This window comes from Micromonospora sp. LOL_023 (assembly GCF_048060115.1).
GTDB lineage: Bacteria > Actinomycetota > Actinomycetes > Mycobacteriales > Micromonosporaceae > Micromonospora_E.
Genome location: NZ_JBHMIM010000069.1, coordinates 1 through 19,167, shown reverse-complemented (window position 1 = coordinate 19,167; position 19,167 = coordinate 1). Strand labels below are relative to the sequence as shown.

Here is a 19,167-nt window from a genome sequence, read left to right as displayed (position 1 = left end):
CCGGGCACTCCACAACTGAAGCGGCAAAGCGAATGCGAGGACGTGGCTCGATGCTAGTGACGGGCAGTCCACCGCCGGACCCCTAGCGACCCCTCACCACGTGATCGGCAGAGTGGCCGGACCCCGTACGATCACGCCGAACTTCCACTCCAGATCGTCGGTGGAGTCGAGCCGGGGGAACCGGTCGAGCAGAGCACGCAGGGCGACCTGCAACTCCAGCCGGGCCAGTTGCGCCCCGATGCACAGATGCGGTCCGTAGCCGAACGTCACATGCGGGTTCGTCGCCCGGGTCAGGTCGAGGCGGTCCGGGTCCGCGAACACGTCCGGATCACGATTGGCCGCCGCCAACGACGGCAGGACAGGTTCCCCGGCGCGCACCGTCACACCAGACAGCTCCACGTCCTGCAGCGCGTAGCGGGCGAACATCGCCGCCGTGTTGATCGGCACGAACCGCAGCAGCTCCTCGACCGCCGACGGCATCAGTTCCGGCTCGGCGCGCAACGTCGCCAGCGCCTGCGGATGCCGCAGCAGCGTGTAGACGAAGCTCGGCAGACCGCAGGAGACCGTCTCGGTGCCGGCGGTGAGCAGCCCGGCACCGGCTAGGTCGATCAACTCGGTCTCGGTCAGCTTGTCGCCGTCGTCGCGCGCCCGGACCAGCGCGCCGAGCAGGTCGTCGGTGGGCCGTCGGCGGCGCTGGGCGACCAGCTCGGCGAAGTAGGCGTCCATCTCGCGGCCGACCGTGGCGAGCACGCCGGTCGACGCCGACTCGTCGTTGGTGAACGCCTCTGTCCAGCGGGTGAACCTTGGATAGTCCTCGAGCGGTACCCCGAGCAACCCGCAGATGACGGTCACCGGCAACGGCCGCGCGAAGTGCCTCACAAGGTCGGCCGGCTGGCCGCCGGCCACCATCGCGTCCAACAGCTCGGTGGTGATCCGCCCGACGGTGACGCGCATCTTCTCGACCCGACGCGCGGTGAACGCCTTCATGGCAAGCCGGCGCAGCCGCGTATGGTCCGGCGGATCCATCCCCATGATGCCGTCGTTCATGTTCTCGACCCGCATCCGTGGCTGGTCGAGGCCCTGCGCGACAGCTCGGCTGAACCGCGGATCGGACAGTACGGTCCTGACGTCCCGGTACCGGGTGACCAACCAGGCCGGCTCACCGTAGGGCAGCCGCACCCGGCTGACCGGTTCGCTGCGGCGCAGCGTCGCGTACATCGGCGACACCTCGGTGCGCTGCATCGGGAACGGATACCGGCGGACCTGCCGGCCGACTGCCGTCATCGCAACTCGCTTCCTGTCGTGTCGTACTTGCGTCGCACGTAGCCGAGTGCGTCCAGCAGCCCGGCCGAACTCACCTGCCGCCGCTGCCGGTGTGGCACCAGATGACCGATCGGGAGCAGCCCGGTGTCCGCCCACTTCAGTGCCCCTTCCCTGTCCAGGTAGCTGCGGGTCCGACCGAGGTTGTCCGGATGCAGGCAGTACGGGATGTCCAGGTAGCCGCGCTTGAAGCTGTGCAGCAACGCACGGCCAAGGTCGCCGTCGAGGTCGCAGATCGCCTCCACCATGGCGCGCGCCTCCTGGTAGATCTGCGAGTCGGCTGCCGGGTCGACACCCGGCCGCGGTGCAGGTCGGGTACGGGCGGCGGCCCCGGCGAGATCGAGCGCGTCGACGTTCTCCGCGATGCTCGGAATCCGCTGTGACTCCACCACTGTCTTGACGATCAGCCGCTCGGACCCGGTGGCCCGGGCCAGCTCCACAGCTTCGGCGAGCAGCCGCCGCGCGCCCCACAGCGTGGTGGGGTACATCCCCATGTACGTGTAGACGACCACGTGCCAGTCGATGTCACCGAGCAGCTCGACGCAGAGCCGGCGCAACGCGAAGATCGCTTCCTCGTCCTGGCGCGGGTTCGTCTGCTGGGCGTAGCTGACCGCCACGCTACGTACCCCGTACTGGCGGAAGAACATCGCCTCCAGCACGCTGAGCGCCACCAGTTGGCTGGGTGGGCAGAGCTGGCCGAGCATGCAGCCGCCGAACGTCTCCAGGTTGGGCTCGACCGGCACGTGCTCGCGCAGGTGGGCAAACAGCTCACAGCACCGTGCCCAACTGCGCACGGACTCTTCCAGTGGCACCCGCCCGTACGGCAGGCAGTAGGAGACCGGTCCACCTTCGGTGGCGTCCAGGCCGGCGGCGATCAGGGCGGCGAAGATGCGTTGCGGAGTCGCCGAACCGTGGCGCAGCTGGACCGGGAATCCGCGGTCGCGCACCCCGTCGAGAACGGCCCGGGTCACGTACGCCGGATGGCTGACAATGGGGTAGCCGTTGAGGTCCGCGCCGGCGGAGACGGCCCGCTCGGCGGCGGCGAGGTCACCGACCCGGGTGTAGCTGTCCAGGGTGATCGTGCCCACGGTGGTCGCCGACACCGCCTTCGTGGCCTGCAACCCGCTGCGCATCGACTGTGGGCTGCCGAATCCCATCCTCGGCTGCACCACCAGGTCCCCGGCGGCGTGCGCGGTGCGGACGAACTCACCGAGGCCGATCCGCACCCGGTCGCCGGCGGTCGCCCTGGCTGGTGGACCGGCCGACATCACCGGCGGGACCGGTGATCGGGCCGAGGTCACCGGATCGCCCGGATAGGTAGCGTGTCGATGAAACGGCGGAACGCGGTGACGGTTTCGGCGTTCTCCTCGAACACCGCGTCGCAGCCGGCCCGGACCAGTTCGTCGCGCTGCGCGCCGGTCAACCCGCCGGCGACCCCGAGCTTGCCGCCGATCACGATCGGCAGACCCGCTAGTGGCGGCAGACCGCGCAGCTCGCGGACCACCCGCGCCCCGTCGAGGTGACCGTGCCCGTTGACACTGCTCAGCACGAGCAGATCGGGTGCCAGGTCCAGGCACTCGCGGACGAGAAGGTCGTCGGGCACGCATGCCCCGAGGTTGGTCACCTGGAACCCGAGCTCGGCGAGCAGCAGTTCCAGGAAGACCAGATTCCAGGTGTGCGCGTCCGAGGAGAGCCCGCTGACGATCGCCCTCGGAGATCCGGGCCGGGTGACCTGGCGCACCCGACCGGCCGGGTTCATGTCCACGGGCCATGGCGACGGTGGTACTCCAGACGCGACACGGAAACGACCTCGCGGCCCCGGACGACCGCCTCGACCGGGGCGGGCCGGCCCAGAAAGGCCAGCAGGCTCGCTGTCGGCCCGTACGCGCCCGCGTTCGGGATCGCTACCACGTCGCCGGGAGCCAGCTCCGGCACGTCGACGTCGCGGCCGAGCACGTCGCCCGGGGTGCACAGCGGACCGACCAGGCTCGCGGTACCGACCACGGCGTCTTCGTCGAGCTGGACCGCCACCGGTAGCAGCCGGCCCAGCCCGGACATGCCGCCGAAGGTGTTGATCCCGCCGTCGAGGATCACGAACCGCCGGCCCCGGCTCGTCTTGAGGTTGACCACCGTGCAGAGCAGGGTGCCGCTGTCCCCGACAAGGTAGCGACCGGATTCGCAAGCGATGCCCGGCGTACCGTGACGCCAGCCGGTGAAGCTGGCATCGAGCGCGTTCTCCAACTCGACGCGCACCTTGTCGTATCTTGGACGGCTGCCCGGCACCGCGTACGGCGCGGCGAAGCCGCCACCGATGTCCAGCAGCCGCACCGGCAAACCGAGCTCGTCGTGCAGTTTCGCCGCGAGCGTGACGGTGTGCTGGAACTCGCTGATCAGGCTCGCCTCGTCGCGGGCGTTGCTCAGCGGGAAGAAGTGGGCACCGACGATGTCGGTGCCGGCTACGTCCCGCAGCTCGGGCAGCAGGTCGGGCAGGGTCTCACTGTCGATGCCGAACTGCGACGGCGCCCCAGTCATCCGGATACTCGTCGACGCTCGTGCGCTGGCACTGTTGATCCGTAGCAGGCACTGGGCGACCACGCCGTACTGGCCTGCCACCGTACCGATGCGCCGGAGGTCGCCGGGAGATTCCACGGAGAACGTCCGTACGCCCAGGCCGATCGCCTCGGCCAACTCACCGGTGGTCTTGCCTGGTCCGGTGTAGAGGCAGCGCTCGGCCTGAAAGCCGGCGGCGAGGGCGACCGCCAGCTCACCGGTGGAGCTGATCTCCGCACGGACCCGGCTCGTGGCGACCGCTGCGGCTACCTGCGGATGTGGGTTGGCCTTGACCGCGTAGAACAACTCCATCGGATCGGGCAGGCTGGCCAGCAGATCCCGCCGGGCGGACTCGATCCGGTCCAGGTCGTAGAGGTACAGCGGGGTGCCGTACCGCTCGGCCAGCTCCGCGTACCAGGTGGCCGTACTCACGACAGCGCCTCGTCAAGGATCATGGCGAGCTTCCCTCTCTCGTTCTTGCCGTGGTGGTTCAGCGGCAGTTCGTCGAGCACCCGGCAGGTCGCCGGCACCTTCGCCGGCTCCAGCCGCCTGGCCAGTTCCCGCAGCACCACGTGCGGGGCCAGGTCGGACACCACGCAGAGGGCGAGGTCGCGGTGCGGGGTGGGCGGCACCGCGACGGCCGCCCGCACGCCCGGGACGTCCATGGCGGCGGCTTCGATCTCCACCGTGCTCATCCGGATCCCCTTGCGCTTGAACATCTCGTCGCGCCGGCCGGCGAAGTAGAGGTAGCCGTCCTCGTCGAGACGGCCGTAGTCGCCGGTGTGCAGCCGGATCCGCCCGGTACGCGGATCCGGCCGGAACGTCCGGGCGGTCTGCTCCGGCGCCCGCCAGTAGCCAGCCATGACGTGCGGGCCGGTGACCACGATCTCGCCGGTCTGACCGGGCGGCACGCTCCTACCATCAGGGTCGAGGATCAGCACCTCGGTGCCCGCTAGCGGGCGCCCCACCGAGTCTGGGCGTTCCTGGTCCTCCTCCGGGGGCATCACTGAGATGCGCTTGCACTCGGTCTGTCCGAACTGGCGGACTACCCGGGCACCGGGGAAGGCCGCGCGTAGCTGCTCGATAGTGGGCTGCGGCAGCGCGGCGCCGGTGTTGGTGAACATCCGTACCGGCGGTAGCGGTTCGGCTGCGCGCCGGGCCAGCGTGACGATCATTGCGGCGAGCGACGGCACCACCGGAACGACGGTCGTGGCCGTGTGTCGCATCCGGTCGAGCAACGCCAGGTCCGACTCGGTGCCGGCGAGCACCACCTCGGCCTGCGCGGCGCAGGTCATCAGCACCTTGTGCAGCCCGTAGTCCCAGGACATCGGGAAGCGGCAGAACACTACGTCGTCCGGGCGGTAGCCGAGCGCGTCGCGCAACGCCCGTACGGCGAACGTGGTCTGAGCGTGCGGGGTGACGACCGCCTTGGGCGCGGCCGTGCTGCCAGAGGTGTAGATCAGGGCAGCCGCGTCGGTGCACGTCGGCGTCGCCGCGCGGGCAGGCCGTTGTCCCGTACCGGCATGCACCTGTGGCCACAGCGTCTCGGTCTCATACACCGGCAGCCCGGTGACCGAGCGCAGCGTCTCGGCGTTGGCGTGATCGGCGACGACCAGACGGGGTTCGGCGTTGGCGACCACCGCCGCGAGGTGGAACGCCTTCGTTGCGGGATTGATCGGGACGAAGGTCGCGCCGCGCCGGGAGACCCCGAAGAACATCGCGACCAGTTCGCGGGTGGTCCGGGCCTGCACCAGCACCCGGTCGCCCGGGCCGACCCCCTGGTCGTGCAGCCAGGCGTCAACCGCGTGGCTGTGCTCGTGCAGTTCGGCGTAGGTCCATACACCGGCCGCGTCGCGTACGGCGGGCCGGGTCGGGGCGACCGCCTCGGCCACGTCCAGCAACGAATGAACCAGATCATCGTCCAAAACCGCACTCCTGCCGTCTGAGAGAGACTGGAGGCGCCGTCGCGGAATTGCTGTCCAGCACCCGGACCTGAACAGCCGACCGGATCAGCCGACCGGATCAGCCGACAGAAAGATAACCCCCAGCGAACAGCTTCGGGATCCCCTACCAGCCCCTACTCACGCCGGTGCCAGCTTGGGTACTCCGATGACAATTTCCCTCGCCCGGACCCGGAGCGCCGTTCGATCCACCTTGCGGTTCGCATTCAGCGGCAGCTCGTCGCGGTGTTCGTAGCGCCGGGGCACCAGCCGTTGAGGTAGGCTCTGCCGCAACTGCCGGGTCAGCTCGATCACCGCCGCCGGTCGCCCGGTGTAGAACACGACCAGTTCGGTCGCGTCGTCCACGGTGACGTCGAGGACGGCCACGTCGTCGACGCCGACGCAGCCTCGCACCGCGTGTTCGATCTCGGCGAGTTCGACCCGCCACCCGTGTATCTGCACCTGGGCGTCGAGTCGACCGAGGTAGAGCAGTTCGCCGCCGGGGGTTCGACGTACCCGGTCGCCCGTGCGGTACCAGGTCCGCCCGTCGCGGACGACGAAGCGTCCGTGGCCGTCGGCCGGATCGAGGTAACCGGGTGTCAGTTGCGGCCCGCTCACCCACAGCTCCCCCTCGTCGGCGGCCTGCTCTCCGGCCTCGTCCACCAGCAACTGTTCGTGCCCGTCGTGCAGTGGCCCGATCGGCACGACACCGTTGACGGCCAGCTGGTGCGACTCGGCCCGGTAACGGTGCCGGGTGACGGTGATGGTCAGTTCGGTCGGCCCGTACAGATTCTCCACGCTGGAGTTGACCGCCGCGTCCTGCCAGTGCGCGGCGTCCCGGCAACGCAGTGCCTCACCAGCGAAGAAGCTGTGCCGTAGCGTCGGCAGCGTGCCCGCGCCGAGGCCGCCGAGGCGACGGACCAGACCGATGCTGCTGGGGGTGGAGAACCAGACGGACACCTGATGGGCGGCGAGAAAGCCGGGCAGGTCCCGGTAGGCCTGCCCGGGTACCCGCAACAGCTGCGCCCCGGCTCCCCAGGCACAGAACAGGTCGAACATGGCGCAGTCGAAGTTCAGGTCGAACGTCTGCGAGAACACATCGGCGTCGTCGAAGTCGTAGCGCTGGTCCAGCAGGCGAAAGTAGTGGGCCAGACTGGCATGGGTGATCGGCACCCCCTTCGGCCGCCCGGTCGACCCGGAGGTGAACAGCATGTACGCCGCGTCGCCGGGCCGCACCGGTCGCGGCGCGGACAGCGGCCACCCGGACCGCCCGGGCAGCATTCTCAGTGGCGACCGGGGCTGCGGATCCTGCCCGGCGACCAGGACCGCGACGTCCCGACCGACCGGTAGCGACGCGGGCAGGCCGGCCAGTGCCGGCTCGTCGGCCACCACGACGGTGACGCCAGCGGCGTCGAGCATGGCCCGGGTACGGGCCGGCGGGAAGTCCGGATGCAGCGGAACAACCGTTGCGCCGGCGTACAGGGCGGCGAGGATCCCGACGTACGCCGGGAGGCTGCCCGCGGCCAGGACCCCGACCGGAGCGGGTTGCCCACCGGCGTGCTCGGTCAACACCGCCGCCCAGCGCAGTGCCGTCCGGTGCACCTCGGCGAAACTGAGCATGTCGGAGCCGATCCGTACCGCCGGCTGGTCCGGGGCAGTCTCCAGCCCTCGCATGAATCGTGCCGACAAGACGCCAATGGCAGCTTCGTCCATTTTTTGCCCCCATCTCTTCAGCTCGCATCGTCAATCCGAAATGGTAGGATCAATCAGACCAGCAGGATTTCTTCAATCGGAGTCGCCATCATGTGGGACGACCAGTTCGAGACACTGCTCCGCCAGCACCTACCATTCATCGGCGACGACGAGAAGCTGTCACCAGAAAGCTCGCTGCGTGATTTCGGTCTCGATTCACTCGGGACGGTCGAACTGCTCGCCGCGATCGAGTCGGCATATACGGTGCGGTTCACCGACGAGGCGCTGGCGATGGAGTCGTTCGCTACTCCGGAGGTGCTGTGGACGACGCTGTCAGCGGTCCGGATGCAGGCCGCCTGAGCTGCCGGCTCCGGCCGGATCCGGGTGGCGGTCCACGCCTGGTCCGGCCGGGAACCGGCTGAACACCGGCGGTTGTCCGCCGCAGCCACCGGTGACCGCCAGCCCGGCCGTTTCAGACCACCGCGGTGGACCGTCTCGGCTGCAGAGCCAGCCGGGGCGTGACCGCGACCACCTCGAACGCCTCGGTGGTCGCCCGCACCCGGCCGAACAGCCGGTCGGGCCCGCAGACGTGCACCTCACGGACACCCCGCGTACGCAGCGACGCGACCACGTCGGGCCAACGCAGCGGCCGGACGAAGCTGTCCAGCAGCATCTGGCGTACCCCCGCCGCAGTGGTGACCAGCGTGCCGTCCTGATCGGCGACGACCGGCACCGTCGGGTCGGCGAACTCAAGCCCGCCGAGCACCTCCCGCGCCACGATGTCGCGCAACGGCGCGAACGCGGCGCAGTGCATCGGCGGGCGCATCGTGTAGAGCGGGAGTCCGCCCGCTGACCGCAGCCTCGCCACCAGCCAGTCGAGCATGTGCTCTCGCAACGACAGCATGTGGAAGTCATGATCGACGTAGCAGGAGATCTCGTGCCACTCCTCCCGCCCGGCCAGCTCGTCGAGCACCTCTCGCAGCAGCGGCTGCGGCGTACGGGTGAACGAGTGCGTCACCACGTCACAGTGCTCGGTGGCGAAGTACTCCTCCATCCGACGTGCCAGCTGCACGGTCAACCAGATGGCCTGCGGGACCGGCAACGCGCCGACGTAGGCGATCAACGGCTTCTCGCCGAAGCTCGGTCCGACGCAGAACTTCGGCACCGTACCACCCTGCTCGCTCCAGCGGGCCAGCGCCAGGCAGTTGACGAAGAAGGCCACCTGCGCGGCCTCCGAGTAGTCGCCACCAGTGCGGTAGCGCTCCAGCAACGGGTATCCGAGGACCTCCTCGGCGGTCGCGGTCAGCTCCCGCGCGTACGGGTTGGCCAGCATGAACCGGCCGACCTCGGCGAAGCTGGTGGGTCCCATCCCCGGGAACACCAGCGCCGTATGTCCCTCAGCCATGCGCGCCCTTCCCCTTCAGCTCGGTGAGGAACTCCAGCAGCACCTCGGTGAAGCGCTCCGGCTCCTCCAGGTGCGGCAGGTGACTGGACTCCTCGAAGACCACCCACCGCGCACCGGGCACCCGATCGAGGTACGGCTGCAACGTCGCCGGGGTCGCCTCGTCGTGCCGGCCGGACAGCACCAGGGTGGGCACCTCGATGTCCGCCAGGCAATCGACAACCGACCAGTCCCGCAGCGTGCCGATGACGTGGAACTCGCTCGGGCCGTTCATGGTGAGGTACACCGTCGGGTCGTTCGCGATCTCCATGAACGACGCCAGATAGTCCCGCGGCCACGGGGTGACCCGGCAGACGTGCCGGTCGTAGAACACCCGCATGGCGGTGAAGTACTCCTGGCTGTCGGTGGTCCCCGCCTGCTCATGGCGGGTCAGGGTCTCGTTCACGCCGGCCGGCAGCGCCTGGCGCAGCCGCCGCGCCTCGTCCAGCCACAGTGGATACGATGCCGGCGCGTCGGCGATGACCAGGCCCCGCAGCCCAGCCGGGCGGGTAGCCGCGTGCCGGGCCACCAGCGGGCCGCCCCACGAGTGGCCGAACAACACGTAGTCGTCGGCGACACCGAGCGAGCGCAGCAGGTTGTCCAGCTCGGCGAGAAACAACTCGACAGTCCAGAAGTCGGCGCCCCGGTCGGGCAGGTGGGTGGAGCCGCCGTTGCCGATCTGGTCGTAGTGCACCACCGGCCAGCCGTGGTCGGCCAGCCCAGCCAGGTTCAGCAGGTAGTCGTGGGTGCTTCCCGGACCGCCGTGCACCACGACCAGTGCTGGGAGGCCCGCGCCAGCCGGTCTGGTCACCCGGTACCACGTCTGGTACTCCCCGAACGGCACAAGTCCCTTGTCGTCCGCAGCCACTGCCATGTTCACACCTCGCCGACCTCACCGTGTCCGCCCCGTGCCGCACCGACCTCACCGTGTCCGCCCCGTGCCGCACCGGATCCGGCCGGTGCCGGGACCGACGGTTTCCGTTCCGACGGTGCCAGCGGCCAGAACCCCGGACAACCCCAGATCAACCCCCGCCGCTGCTAGGGGTGAGCACGGGTTGCCACCCCCGCCATCGGCCTGTCACGGTCACACCATTTGCTGGTACGGCGATCGGAGTCCCCATGACCTCGGCCACGACCTCGTGGGTCCGCCGGTTCCGGCCGAAGCCGGACGCCGCCACCCGGCTGGTGTGCTTTCCACACGCGGGAGGGTCGGCGTCGTACTATCTGCCGGTCGCCCGAGGCGTACCCGCCTCGGTGGACGTGCTGGCCATCCAGTATCCGGGACGTCAGGACCGGCGGCACGAGCCCGGTATCGACGACATCGATCGACTCGCAGACCTGGTCACTGCGGAGCTGGCCGACTGGCGCGACCGGCCCCTGGCCCTGTTCGGGCACAGCATGGGTGCGATGGTCGGCTACGAGGTGGCTCGTCGGTTGGAACACGCCGGCACCACACCGGCCGTGCTGTTCGTCTCCGGCCGGCGCGCGCCGTCGCGGCACCGGGAGACCAGTGTGCACCGTCTCGATGACCACGGCCTACGCGCGGAACTGGCCCGGCTCAGCGGCACCGGCAGCGAACTGCTGGACGACGTGGACATGCTCAACATGATCCTGCCGGCAACCCGCTGCGACTACCGTGCGGTGGAGTCCTACCGGCACCGGCCCGGGCCACCCTTGCGCAGCCCGGTGCTCGCCTTGGTCGGTGACCAGGACACCGAGGTGACCGTCGCGGAGGCCGACGCGTGGCGGGAGCACACCACCGGCGCGTTCGAGCTACGGGTCTTCCCGGGCGGCCACTTCTACCTGAACGAACACGCGGGCACCGTGCTCGACCTGATCACCCGACGGCTGGTCTGACCGGCGGCAGGTTCGATCGACGGCGCCGTGGTGCCCGGGCAGGCGGGGGACCATCCGGATTCCCACCCGCCCAGCGCCACGTACCGGTCAAGGGTTGCCCGACGCCGGCTCCGGCTGAACCTGCCGGACCGCGACGAAAAGACCACGGGCACCCGACCCCTGGTCCAGGTAGGTCGGTGTGAAGCCGGCGGCCCGGAACGCGGCCTCGTACTCCCCGCGGGTGAACAAGGTGATCAGAGTGCTTTCCGCGAGATGACGAATGCCCGATTCCGCGTCGGCGATCAGGTACTGCACATCCATCCGGGTGGCGTTGCCTTCCTGCGACGCGTGGGAGACCCGGGCGATGGTGCGCCCGTCGGCCCTGACCACATCACTGGCGACGTACCCCGGCAGGAACGTTTCGGGGAACCACCACGGGTCTACCACTGCGACGCCACCGGGCACGGTGTGCTCGGCGAAGCAGCGCAGTGCCGCAGTGAGCTCGGCGGTCGTACGCATGTGACCGATCGAGCTGAACAGGCAGGTCACCGCGTCGAAACGACGTCCGAGGGCAAAGGAGCGCATGTCGCTCTGGTGCAACGGCACCAGCGGCAGCCGCGCCTTGGCGCTCAGCAGCATGTCGGCGGATATGTCGACCCCCTCGACATACGGAAAGGACCCCGAGAGGTGCTGCAGATGTTCGCCGGTGCCGCAGGCGACGTCCAGCAGCGAGGCCGCGTCCGGTTTGTTGGCCAGCACGAGTCGGGTGACCTCGGCGGCCTCAGCGGCGTAGTCCTTGCCCCGCCCCTGGTGGATCAGGTCATAGATCTCGGCGTCCTCGGATTCGTACATGTCGTACCTCAGCCCTTCACGGTCGGCTCGGGAACACGCTGCTCGGCTGTGGCGGCCAGCCAATGCTCGATCGCCTTCGACGTGGTCGCCGCCTCCGCGTCGACCATGGTGAAATGGTTGCCGGGAACCGTCTCGGTGCTGTCGGCGTGCGGCCACGACACGGGCGACGCGGCAGCACCGATCGGCTCGGCCCCGCGCAGGTAGAGCACCGGGGCCCTGGTGACCCCCAGCTCGAACTCGGGCAGCAGGTCGACGTACCAGGCCATCGCGGTGAGCTGGGCGCTGTCGAACTTGCCCGCGGCCGCCTCCAGCTCGAACAGTCCGAGCACCATCTCACTCATCACCGCGCTGGCGGAGGCATCCTCGATGGAGCCGCCGTCGGGATCGCCCGGCCGCTGCACCGGCTGGGTGTCGAGCAACACGACGCCCCGCGGGCCGGTGCCCATCCGCTCGAGGCGGCTCGCCGTGGCCTGGGCAAGAATACCACCGGCCGAGTACCCGACCAGGACGAACGGCTCGCCGTCGGCAGCACTCAGCGCCGCGTCGGCGAGCAACTCGACCACCAGTTCGGCGGTCGCCGGCAGCGGAACGCCCCGGGTGAAGCCGGGAACCGGTAGTGACACGACGTCACGAATGTGCTGGAAATGCGTGACCAGCCGGCTGTACTGGTAGTGGTTGCCCATCGCCATCGGGGTCTCCACGAACAGCAGCCGGGGACGGGCCGGGCCCTGTGCCAGGCGCAGCGGAGAGATCCGCTGGGCCGCACCGGCCGGGGTGTCGAAGGTGGGACGTAGCCGCGCCGCGGCGCTCAGCACGTCGATCCCGTCGCCGAGCCGGCCGGCCAGCGCCGCTGCCCGGAACAGATCGCGCAGCGTCTCCCCACCCTCGCCACCCTCGCGCGCCGGTTGCTGACCGCCTCCGTTCGCGACGAGTTCGTCGAGCAGGTGACGGGTCAGGTGGTTGGGCGTCGGGTGCTGGAAAATCACCTCGCTGAGGTCGAGACCGGTCCGGGTGCCGAGGTCGATCCCGAGCTCGGTGACGGTCAGCGAAGTGAATCCGGCCTCGACGAAGTGCCCGTCGAAGTCGATCGTCTCCGGGGTCGTGTTCACCACAGCCGCGATCGCGCAGGCGACCAGGTCCCGTACCGCAGACTCCCGTTGCTCGCCGCCAAGCGCGGCCAGCCGGCGCCATGTCTCGGCCCCCGCGTCGCCCGCCCCGGCATCACCGCTCGCCGCGACGGCTGCCGCCGGACGTCCATTCGTGGCGTTCGCGCGCGGCCGACCGACCTCGCCGGTGCGCACGGCAGCCGGGACGGCCGGGATCTGCCCGGTGCCCAGCCCCGACAGCTCGCGCTCAGGCCCCGACCGCAGCTCGATCGAATCCGCTGTGAGCACGCGACGGCCCGCCGGGTCGACCATGACAAGCGAGAGACGTCGACCATCGACGCGCAGCAGCACCCGGGCCGTTGCGGCGCCGGTGGCGTGCAGCTCGATCCCGGACCAGGAGACCGGCCGCCCGGGCTGGCCGTCGGTGCCGTCGACCAGCCCGGTGGCGGCGTGCAGTGCCGCATCGAGCAGCACGGGGTGGATCGCGAAGGCCTGCGTGCCGGCGCTCTGGGGCAGGTCGACCTCGGCGAACAGGTCCTGCCCGGCCCGCCAGGCGCTGCGCAGGCCGCGCATCGCCGGCCCGTAGGACAGACCCCGGCCAGCCAGCCCGTCGTACCAGCCGGACAGGTCGACCGGCTCGGCACCGGCCGGCGGCCATTGTCCGTCGTGCACCGTCAACGGCGAGGTCCCGCCCTGGCTGGCTGCCAGCCGTCCGGCGGCATGCTGCGACCAGGCGGTGGAACCATCCTCGCCCCGGGCGTACACCGCGAAATCCCGCTCGCTGTGCCCTGCCCCGGCGTCCCGCACCACCACCTGGATCTGGATCGCGGTGGCCGGGTCCAACGGCACCGGAGCAAGCTCCGTCAACTGAGTGACCCGGCTACAGCCGACCCGGTCCCCGGCATGTATCGCGAACTCGATCAGCGCCGAGCTCGGCAGCACGGTGACATCCCCGATCCGGTGGTCGTCCAGCCAGGACCGGGCGGCCCGCGACAGGCGGCCGGTCAGCACCAGGTCCCGCGTACCGGCGACCGGCACCGCCGCGCCCAGCAGCGGATGCCCGGTCTCCTCCAACCCGGCGGCGACTACCTCACCGACCGCCAGCGCGTCCATCTCGACCCAGTACCGCTGCCGATGGAACGAGTACGGAGGCAGCGCCACCTGCCGTGCGCCCCGACCGGCGTACAGTCGCGACCAGTCCACGGCGTGCCCGGTGACCTGCAGCCGGGCCACCGACGCGAACAGCGCTTCGACCTCCGCCGAGTCCGCGCTCACCGTCGGTACCACCGTCTGGTCGGCGTCGGGCAGGCAGGCCATGACCATCTGCGTCAGGCCACCGTCCGGACCCACCTCGACAAACCGGGTGACGCCCAGTTCCGCCAGGTGGCGTACGTCGTCGACGAACCGGACCTCGGCGCGCAGCTGCCGCTCCCAGTGTTCGGCGGTGGCCAGGTCGTCGGCATCGACCAGCTCGCCGTCCACGTGCGCGACCAGGCTGACGGCCGGCGGGTGGTAGGTGAGCCGGTCGGCGACGTCGAAGTACTCCTCGAGGACGTCGTCCACCGCCGGAGAGTGGAACGCCCGGCGCACCCGCAGTGGGCTGACCGACCGTCCCGCTGCCCGCCACCGACCGGCCAGCTCGGTGACGTCGTCGCCCGGCCCGGACACCACCACCCAGTCAGGGCCGTTCACCGCCGCGATCTCGACGTCCCCGTCCAGTTCACGCCGCACCTCATCCTCGCTGGCCCGCACCGCCATCATCGCCCCGGCGGGCAGGTCCTGCATCAGGTCCCCACCGGTCGCGCAGAGCTTCACCGCGTCGGCCAGCGACAGCACCCCGGCGACGTGGGCGGCGGCGAGCGCCCCGGTCGAGTGCCCGACGACGTGGTCGGGCCGCAGGCCCCACGATTCGAGCAGCCGGTACGTCGCTACCTCCACCGTGAACAGTGCGGCCTGCATGTAGCTCGTCTGGTCGAGCAGGCCAGCGGCCACCGTACCCTCCTCGGCGAACACCAGGTCGCGCAACGGCCGGTCGAGATGCCGGTCGAACTTCGCGCAGACCTCGTCGAACGCGCCGGCGAAGGCACTGAACGAGGCGTACAGCCGCCGGCCCATGCCGGCCCGCTGCGCCCCGGCACCCGGAAACAGGTACGCCGTAGCGCCGGTGGGTCGGACGCGACCGGTCACCACCCGGGGCGACGGCGTAGCGGTGGCCAGGTCGGTCAAGGCCCGCAGCAGGTCGTCACGCTCGGCGCCGACGACAACGGCCTGGTGGTCGAAGGGCACCCGGGTGGCGGCCAGGGAGTACCCGACGTCGACCGGGTCGAGGTCGGCGTCGGCGCGCAGCGCGGCGACCAGTGCCGCCGCCTGGTTTGGCAACGCCTGGCGGGTACGCGCCGACACCAGCAGCGGCAGCAGCGGCCCATCCGGCCGTTGCGGCTGACCGTGCGCCTGCGCATCGGCTGCGGCCGGGTCCGCCTCCTCCAGGATCAGGTGCGCGTTGGTGCCGCTGCGCCCGAAGGACGACACCGCAGCCCGGCGCGGACGCTCGCCCGCCGGCCAGGGCACCGACTCGGTCAGTAGCCGCACCTGGCTGTCAGCCCAGTTCACGTGCGGGGACCGGTCGTCGGCATGCAGTGTCCTCGGCAGCACGCCGTGCCGCAGAGCGAGCACCATCTTGACGACCCCGGCTACGCCGGAAGCCGACTGGGTGTGACCGATGTTCGACTTGACCGATCCCAGCCACAGCGGCCGGTCGCGGTCCTGCCCGTACGTGCCCTGCAGGGCGCGGACCTCGATCGGATCACCGAGCCGGGTGCCGGCGCCGAAGCCCTCGACCGCGTCGACCTCGTCCGCGCGTAGCCCGGCGGTCGCCAGCGCCCGACGAATCACCTTCTCCTGGGCCGGTCCGTTGGGCGCGGTCATCCCGTTTGAGGCACCATCGGAGTTGACGGCGCTGCCCCGTACCACGGCCAGCACCTGGTGCCCGTTGCGTCGGGCGTCGGAGAGCCGCTCCACCACGAGCACACCGACGCCTTCGGCCCAGCCGATCCCGTCGGCCGCCGCCGAGAACGACTTGCAGCGCCCGTCAGTGGCCAGCCCGCCCTGCTGGTCGAAGTCGACGAAGGTTGCCGGAGTCGAGATCACCGTGACCCCACCGGCAAGCGCCAGTGAACAGTCACCCTGGCGCAGCGCCTGGATCGCCCAGTGCAGCGCAACCAGGGAGGACGAGCAGGCGGTGTCCACCGACACCGCCGGGCCCTCCAGGCCCAGCAGGTAGGCCACCCGGCCGGAGACGATGCTCTGCGACAGGCCGACACCACGGAACGCGGCGGCGTGTTCCACCGAGCCGAACATGCCGGGGTCGTAGTCGGGCTGCATCACTCCGGCGAACACACCGGTGGTACTGCCACGCAGCGAACGCGGATCGATGCCGGCCCGCTCGACCGCCTCCCAGGAAGCCTCCAGTAGCAGCCGCTGCTGCGGGTCCATGACAGTCGCCTCGTCGTCGCTGATACCGAAGAAGGCGGCGTCGAAGTGGGTGGCGTCGGCGACGAACCCGCCCTGGCGGGACCCAGCGCCGGAGTCGTGGCTGAACCATCCTTCGATGTCCCAGCCACGGTCGGTGGGGAACGACGAGATCGCGTCGTCACCGGTGGTCAGCAGCCGCCACAGATCCTCGGGTGAGCTGACCGCGCCGGGCAGGCGGCAGCTCATGCCGACGATGGCGATCGGATCGTCCGCCGACACTGGGGCCTGGTCGGGCTCTGGCACGGACGGTTCCTCCGCCTCACCGACCAACTCCTCGGCGAGATGATCGACCAGCGCCATCGGAGTCGGGTTGTCGAACACCAGTGTCGCCGACAGCTGGACCCCGGTGGCGACGCTGAGCCCGTTACGCAACTCGACCGCGGTGAGCGAGTCGAAACCCAGGTCCTGGAACGCCCGGTCCAGCTCGATGCTTTCCGGAGCGCTGTGCCCGAGTGCCTGCGCCACCTGCACGCGAACCAGCTCCCGGAGGGTGTTCTCCCGGTCCTGCACGGACATCGCGGCCAACCGTTGGCCGAACGTACCGGTGGCGTCGCCGGTGGCCGCGACGGCGCGGCGCACAGCTGGCACGAGCGCCCGGAACAGGTCCGGCAACGCGCCCCCCTGCCGACGAAGGACCGTGAGGTCGAGCCGGATCGGGGCGAGGAACGGTTCCGGTGACAACCAAGTGGCGTCGAACAGCGCCAGCCCTTCGGCTGCACTGATCGGAACGAACCCGGTACGTGCCACCTGCGGCAGTTCGGCGGCGGTGACGTGACCGGCCATCCCGGTGCCGGTGCCCCACATGCCCCAGGCGAGGGAGACCCCGGCCAGGCCGTTGGCCCGCCGATGGGCGGCCAGCCCGTCCAGGAAGGTGTTGGCGGCGGCGTAGTTGGCCTGCCCCATCCCACCGAGCACGCCGGAGGCGGAGGAGAACAGCACGAACGCGGCCAGGTCCATCCTGGCGGTCAGCTCGTGCAGGTGCCACGCGGCGTCAACCTTCGGCCGCAGCACGGCGTCGATCCGCTGCGGCGTCAAGGTGTCGATCGTGCCGTTGTCCAGCACTCCGGCGGCGTGCACGACCGCAGTGAGCCGGCGTCCGGCGACAAGCGCCGCGGCCGCGGCCCGGTCGGCGACGTCGCAGGCGACCAGCTCGACCCGGGCGCCCAGCCCGGTCAGCTCCTCGACGAGTTCGTCGGCGCCTTCGGCTGCCGCACCGCGCCGACTCACCAGCAGCAGGTCCCGTACACCGTGCGTGGTGACCAGGTGTCGGGCGATCAGCCGACCGAGGCCACCGGTGGCCCCGGTGACCAGCACCGTGCCGGCGGCGACGTCGACCGGTACCGCATCGGCCGCCGCCGCGTCTGCTCTTCGCAGCCGGGCCACCCGTACCGCCCCGTCCCGGACCACGACCTGGGACTCCCCAGCCGCAAGCACCTTCGGCAGCAGCGTCACCGCGTCCTGTTCGGCGTCGGTGTCCACCAGCACGATCCGACCCGGATGCTCGGTCTGCGCGGCCCGGATCAGCCCCCACACGGCCGAGCCCGGCAGGTCGGTCACGTCCTCGCCGGGCAGCGCCACGGCCCGCCGGGTCAGCACCACCAGCCGGGTACCGGCGAACCGGGGTTCGGCCAGCCAGGTACGCAGCGCGGCGAACGCCGCCACGGTGCCGGCGCGGACCGCTTCGGGTGTACCAGCGCCGGTGCCGGACCCGGCGGCGTGACGATGCAGCACCACCGCCGGGACCTCGGCAGCGGCGGTCACGCCGGCCAGGTCGGCGACGGTGACCGGGGCATCGGCCGGTAGCGCCACCGGCGTCCAGTCGACGGTGAACAGCGCGTCGCGGTACGGCCCGCTGTCAGCGGCAGCCAGCTCCGCCGCCACGACCGGGCGCAGCACCAGCGAACCGACCGAGGCGACCGGCGTACCCGTGCCGTCGGCCAGCAGAATCGACACGCCGCCGTCGACCGAGCGACTGACCCGGATCCGGGCGCTGGCCGCGCCAGCGGCGTACACCTCGACGTCGCGCCACTGGAACGGCAGAGCCGCCTCCTGCCCGGCCAACCCGCTGCGGCCGACCGCCTGCAGGGCCGCGTCCAGCAGCGCCGGATGCAGCCCGAACCGGTTCACCTTGCCCCGTACCTGATCCGGCACGCCGATCTCGGCGTACAGGTCGTCGTCGCGGCGCCAGGCGTTCCGCAGCCCCTGGAAGGTTGGTCCGTACACCAGTCCACGTTCGGCGAACTCGTCGTAGACACCGGCCAGGTCGACCGGTTCGGCGGCAGCCGGCGGCCAGGAGGTCAGCTCGGCACCGGTGTGCGGCCGACCCGGCACCAGGGTGCCGATCGCGTGCTGCGTCCAACGGCTGTCGTCCGTACCGTCGTCGCTCCTGCTGTGCACAGCCAGCGAACGGGCTCCGGAGTCGTCGGGCCCGCCGAGCGTGATCTGGATCTGCAGCGCGTCGCGGGCCGGCAGCACCAGCGGGGCCTGCAGGACCAGGTCGGCGATCCGGCCGCAGCCGACCCGCTCACCGGCGTGCGTGGCGAGTTCGACGAAGCCCGCTCCGGGGAACAGGACCGTCTCGCCTACCCGGTGGTCGGCGAGCCACGGCTGGCTCGCCACCGACAGCCGCCCGGTGAGCACCATTCCGTCGTTGGCCGCGAGCATGACGGCGGCGCCGAGCAGCGGGTGATTGGCGGGCGCGAGCCCCATGGAGACCGGGTCACCGGTCAGCGGGGAGGCGGTAAGCCAGTAGCGCTTGCGCTGAAACGGCACGGCCGGCGGCTCCTCGACCGAGCCGTCGGCCGGCACTGGCCCGGCCGCCAGATCCGCCGGCGCCTCCTCCACGATCACGTGCGCGTTCGTCCCACTCAACCCGAACGACGACACCCCCGCCCGACGC

General features: G+C 70.8%; 12 protein-coding genes. 2 read left to right on the top strand and 10 right to left on the bottom strand.

The features are described from left to right. Nucleotides 1-93: 93 nt before the first annotated feature. From ACFHVL_RS27110 to ACFHVL_RS27085, 6 genes are all read right to left on the bottom strand, one after another. Nucleotides 94-1,284: a cytochrome P450 gene (locus ACFHVL_RS27110; RefSeq protein ID WP_416631266.1), complete on the bottom strand. Its 1,191-nt coding sequence runs from the start codon at nucleotides 1,282-1,284 to the stop codon at nucleotides 94-96. Further along, nucleotides 1,281-2,588, bottom strand: coding sequence for a methylaspartate mutase (locus ACFHVL_RS27105; RefSeq protein WP_416631269.1), 1,308 nt, complete (start codon nucleotides 2,586-2,588; stop codon nucleotides 1,281-1,283). The genes ACFHVL_RS27110 and ACFHVL_RS27105 overlap by 4 nt, the downstream gene beginning before the upstream one ends. Nucleotides 2,589-2,617: 29 nt before the next feature. Next, entirely contained in the window at nucleotides 2,618-3,079 is a 462-nt protein-coding gene (locus ACFHVL_RS27100) for a cobalamin B12-binding domain-containing protein (protein WP_416631268.1), read from the bottom strand. Further along, nucleotides 3,076-4,302, bottom strand: a complete 1,227-nt coding sequence (locus ACFHVL_RS27095) for a type III PLP-dependent enzyme (protein ID WP_416631265.1) — start codon at nucleotides 4,300-4,302, stop codon at nucleotides 3,076-3,078. The genes ACFHVL_RS27100 and ACFHVL_RS27095 overlap by 4 nt, the downstream gene beginning before the upstream one ends. Then, nucleotides 4,299-5,795 carry an AMP-binding protein gene (locus tag ACFHVL_RS27090; RefSeq protein WP_416631264.1) on the bottom strand — a complete coding sequence of 499 codons (1,497 nt, stop codon included), beginning with the start codon at nucleotides 5,793-5,795 and terminating at the stop codon, nucleotides 4,299-4,301. The genes ACFHVL_RS27095 and ACFHVL_RS27090 overlap by 4 nt, the downstream gene beginning before the upstream one ends. A gap of 156 nt (nucleotides 5,796-5,951) precedes the next feature. After that, a complete protein-coding gene (locus tag ACFHVL_RS27085) occupies nucleotides 5,952-7,499 on the bottom strand; it encodes an AMP-binding protein (protein ID WP_416631263.1) in 1,548 nt (515 codons plus the stop codon). A gap of 114 nt (nucleotides 7,500-7,613) precedes the next feature. Here ACFHVL_RS27085 and ACFHVL_RS27080 point away from each other — a divergent pair, with 114 nt between their 5' ends. Beyond that, nucleotides 7,614-7,862 (top strand): acyl carrier protein, encoded by a 249-nt coding sequence (locus tag ACFHVL_RS27080; protein ID WP_281553691.1) that lies wholly within the window; start codon nucleotides 7,614-7,616, stop codon nucleotides 7,860-7,862. Nucleotides 7,863-7,974: 112 nt separating this feature from the next. Here ACFHVL_RS27080 and ACFHVL_RS27075 read toward each other — a convergent pair whose 3' ends face one another. Together ACFHVL_RS27075 and ACFHVL_RS27070 are read right to left on the bottom strand one after the other, a co-directional pair. Further along, entirely contained in the window at nucleotides 7,975-8,907 is a 933-nt protein-coding gene (locus tag ACFHVL_RS27075; RefSeq protein ID WP_416631262.1) for an ACP S-malonyltransferase, read from the bottom strand. Continuing rightward, nucleotides 8,900-9,817, bottom strand: coding sequence for a proline iminopeptidase-family hydrolase (locus ACFHVL_RS27070; protein ID WP_416631261.1), 918 nt, complete (start codon nucleotides 9,815-9,817; stop codon nucleotides 8,900-8,902). The genes ACFHVL_RS27075 and ACFHVL_RS27070 overlap by 8 nt, the downstream gene beginning before the upstream one ends. Before the next feature lie 245 nt (nucleotides 9,818-10,062). Between ACFHVL_RS27070 and ACFHVL_RS27065 the strand changes: the two genes are divergently transcribed. After that, nucleotides 10,063-10,800, top strand: a complete 738-nt coding sequence (locus tag ACFHVL_RS27065; RefSeq protein ID WP_416631260.1) for a thioesterase II family protein — start codon at nucleotides 10,063-10,065, stop codon at nucleotides 10,798-10,800. A gap of 87 nt (nucleotides 10,801-10,887) precedes the next feature. Here the strand turns inward: ACFHVL_RS27065 and ACFHVL_RS27060 are convergent, their stop codons facing one another. Continuing rightward, nucleotides 10,888-11,631, bottom strand: coding sequence for a class I SAM-dependent methyltransferase (locus ACFHVL_RS27060; RefSeq protein WP_416631259.1), 744 nt, complete (start codon nucleotides 11,629-11,631; stop codon nucleotides 10,888-10,890). A gap of 8 nt (nucleotides 11,632-11,639) precedes the next feature. Then, complete coding sequence (locus ACFHVL_RS27055) at nucleotides 11,640-19,139, bottom strand: SDR family NAD(P)-dependent oxidoreductase (protein WP_416631258.1); 7,500 nt, start codon at nucleotides 19,137-19,139, stop codon at nucleotides 11,640-11,642. Nucleotides 19,140-19,167 lie beyond the last annotated feature (28 nt).

What these genes read in the sequence shown, in the direction of transcription:
- ACFHVL_RS27110 (WP_416631266.1), bottom strand. Translation starts at nt 1,284, where the DNA reads ATGACGGCAGTCGGCCGGCAGGTCCGCCGGTATCCGTTCCCGATGCAG.
- ACFHVL_RS27105 (WP_416631269.1), bottom strand. Translation starts at nt 2,588, where the DNA reads ATGTCGGCCGGTCCACCAGCCAGGGCGACCGCCGGCGACCGGGTGCGG.
- ACFHVL_RS27100 (WP_416631268.1), bottom strand. Translation starts at nt 3,079, where the DNA reads ATGAACCCGGCCGGTCGGGTGCGCCAGGTCACCCGGCCCGGATCTCCG.
- ACFHVL_RS27080 (WP_281553691.1), top strand. Translation starts at nt 7,614, where the DNA reads ATGTGGGACGACCAGTTCGAGACACTGCTCCGCCAGCACCTACCATTC.
- ACFHVL_RS27075 (WP_416631262.1), bottom strand. Translation starts at nt 8,907, where the DNA reads ATGGCTGAGGGACATACGGCGCTGGTGTTCCCGGGGATGGGACCCACC.
- ACFHVL_RS27070 (WP_416631261.1), bottom strand. Translation starts at nt 9,817, where the DNA reads ATGGCAGTGGCTGCGGACGACAAGGGACTTGTGCCGTTCGGGGAGTAC.
- ACFHVL_RS27065 (WP_416631260.1), top strand. Translation starts at nt 10,063, where the DNA reads ATGACCTCGGCCACGACCTCGTGGGTCCGCCGGTTCCGGCCGAAGCCG.
- ACFHVL_RS27060 (WP_416631259.1), bottom strand. Translation starts at nt 11,631, where the DNA reads ATGTACGAATCCGAGGACGCCGAGATCTATGACCTGATCCACCAGGGG.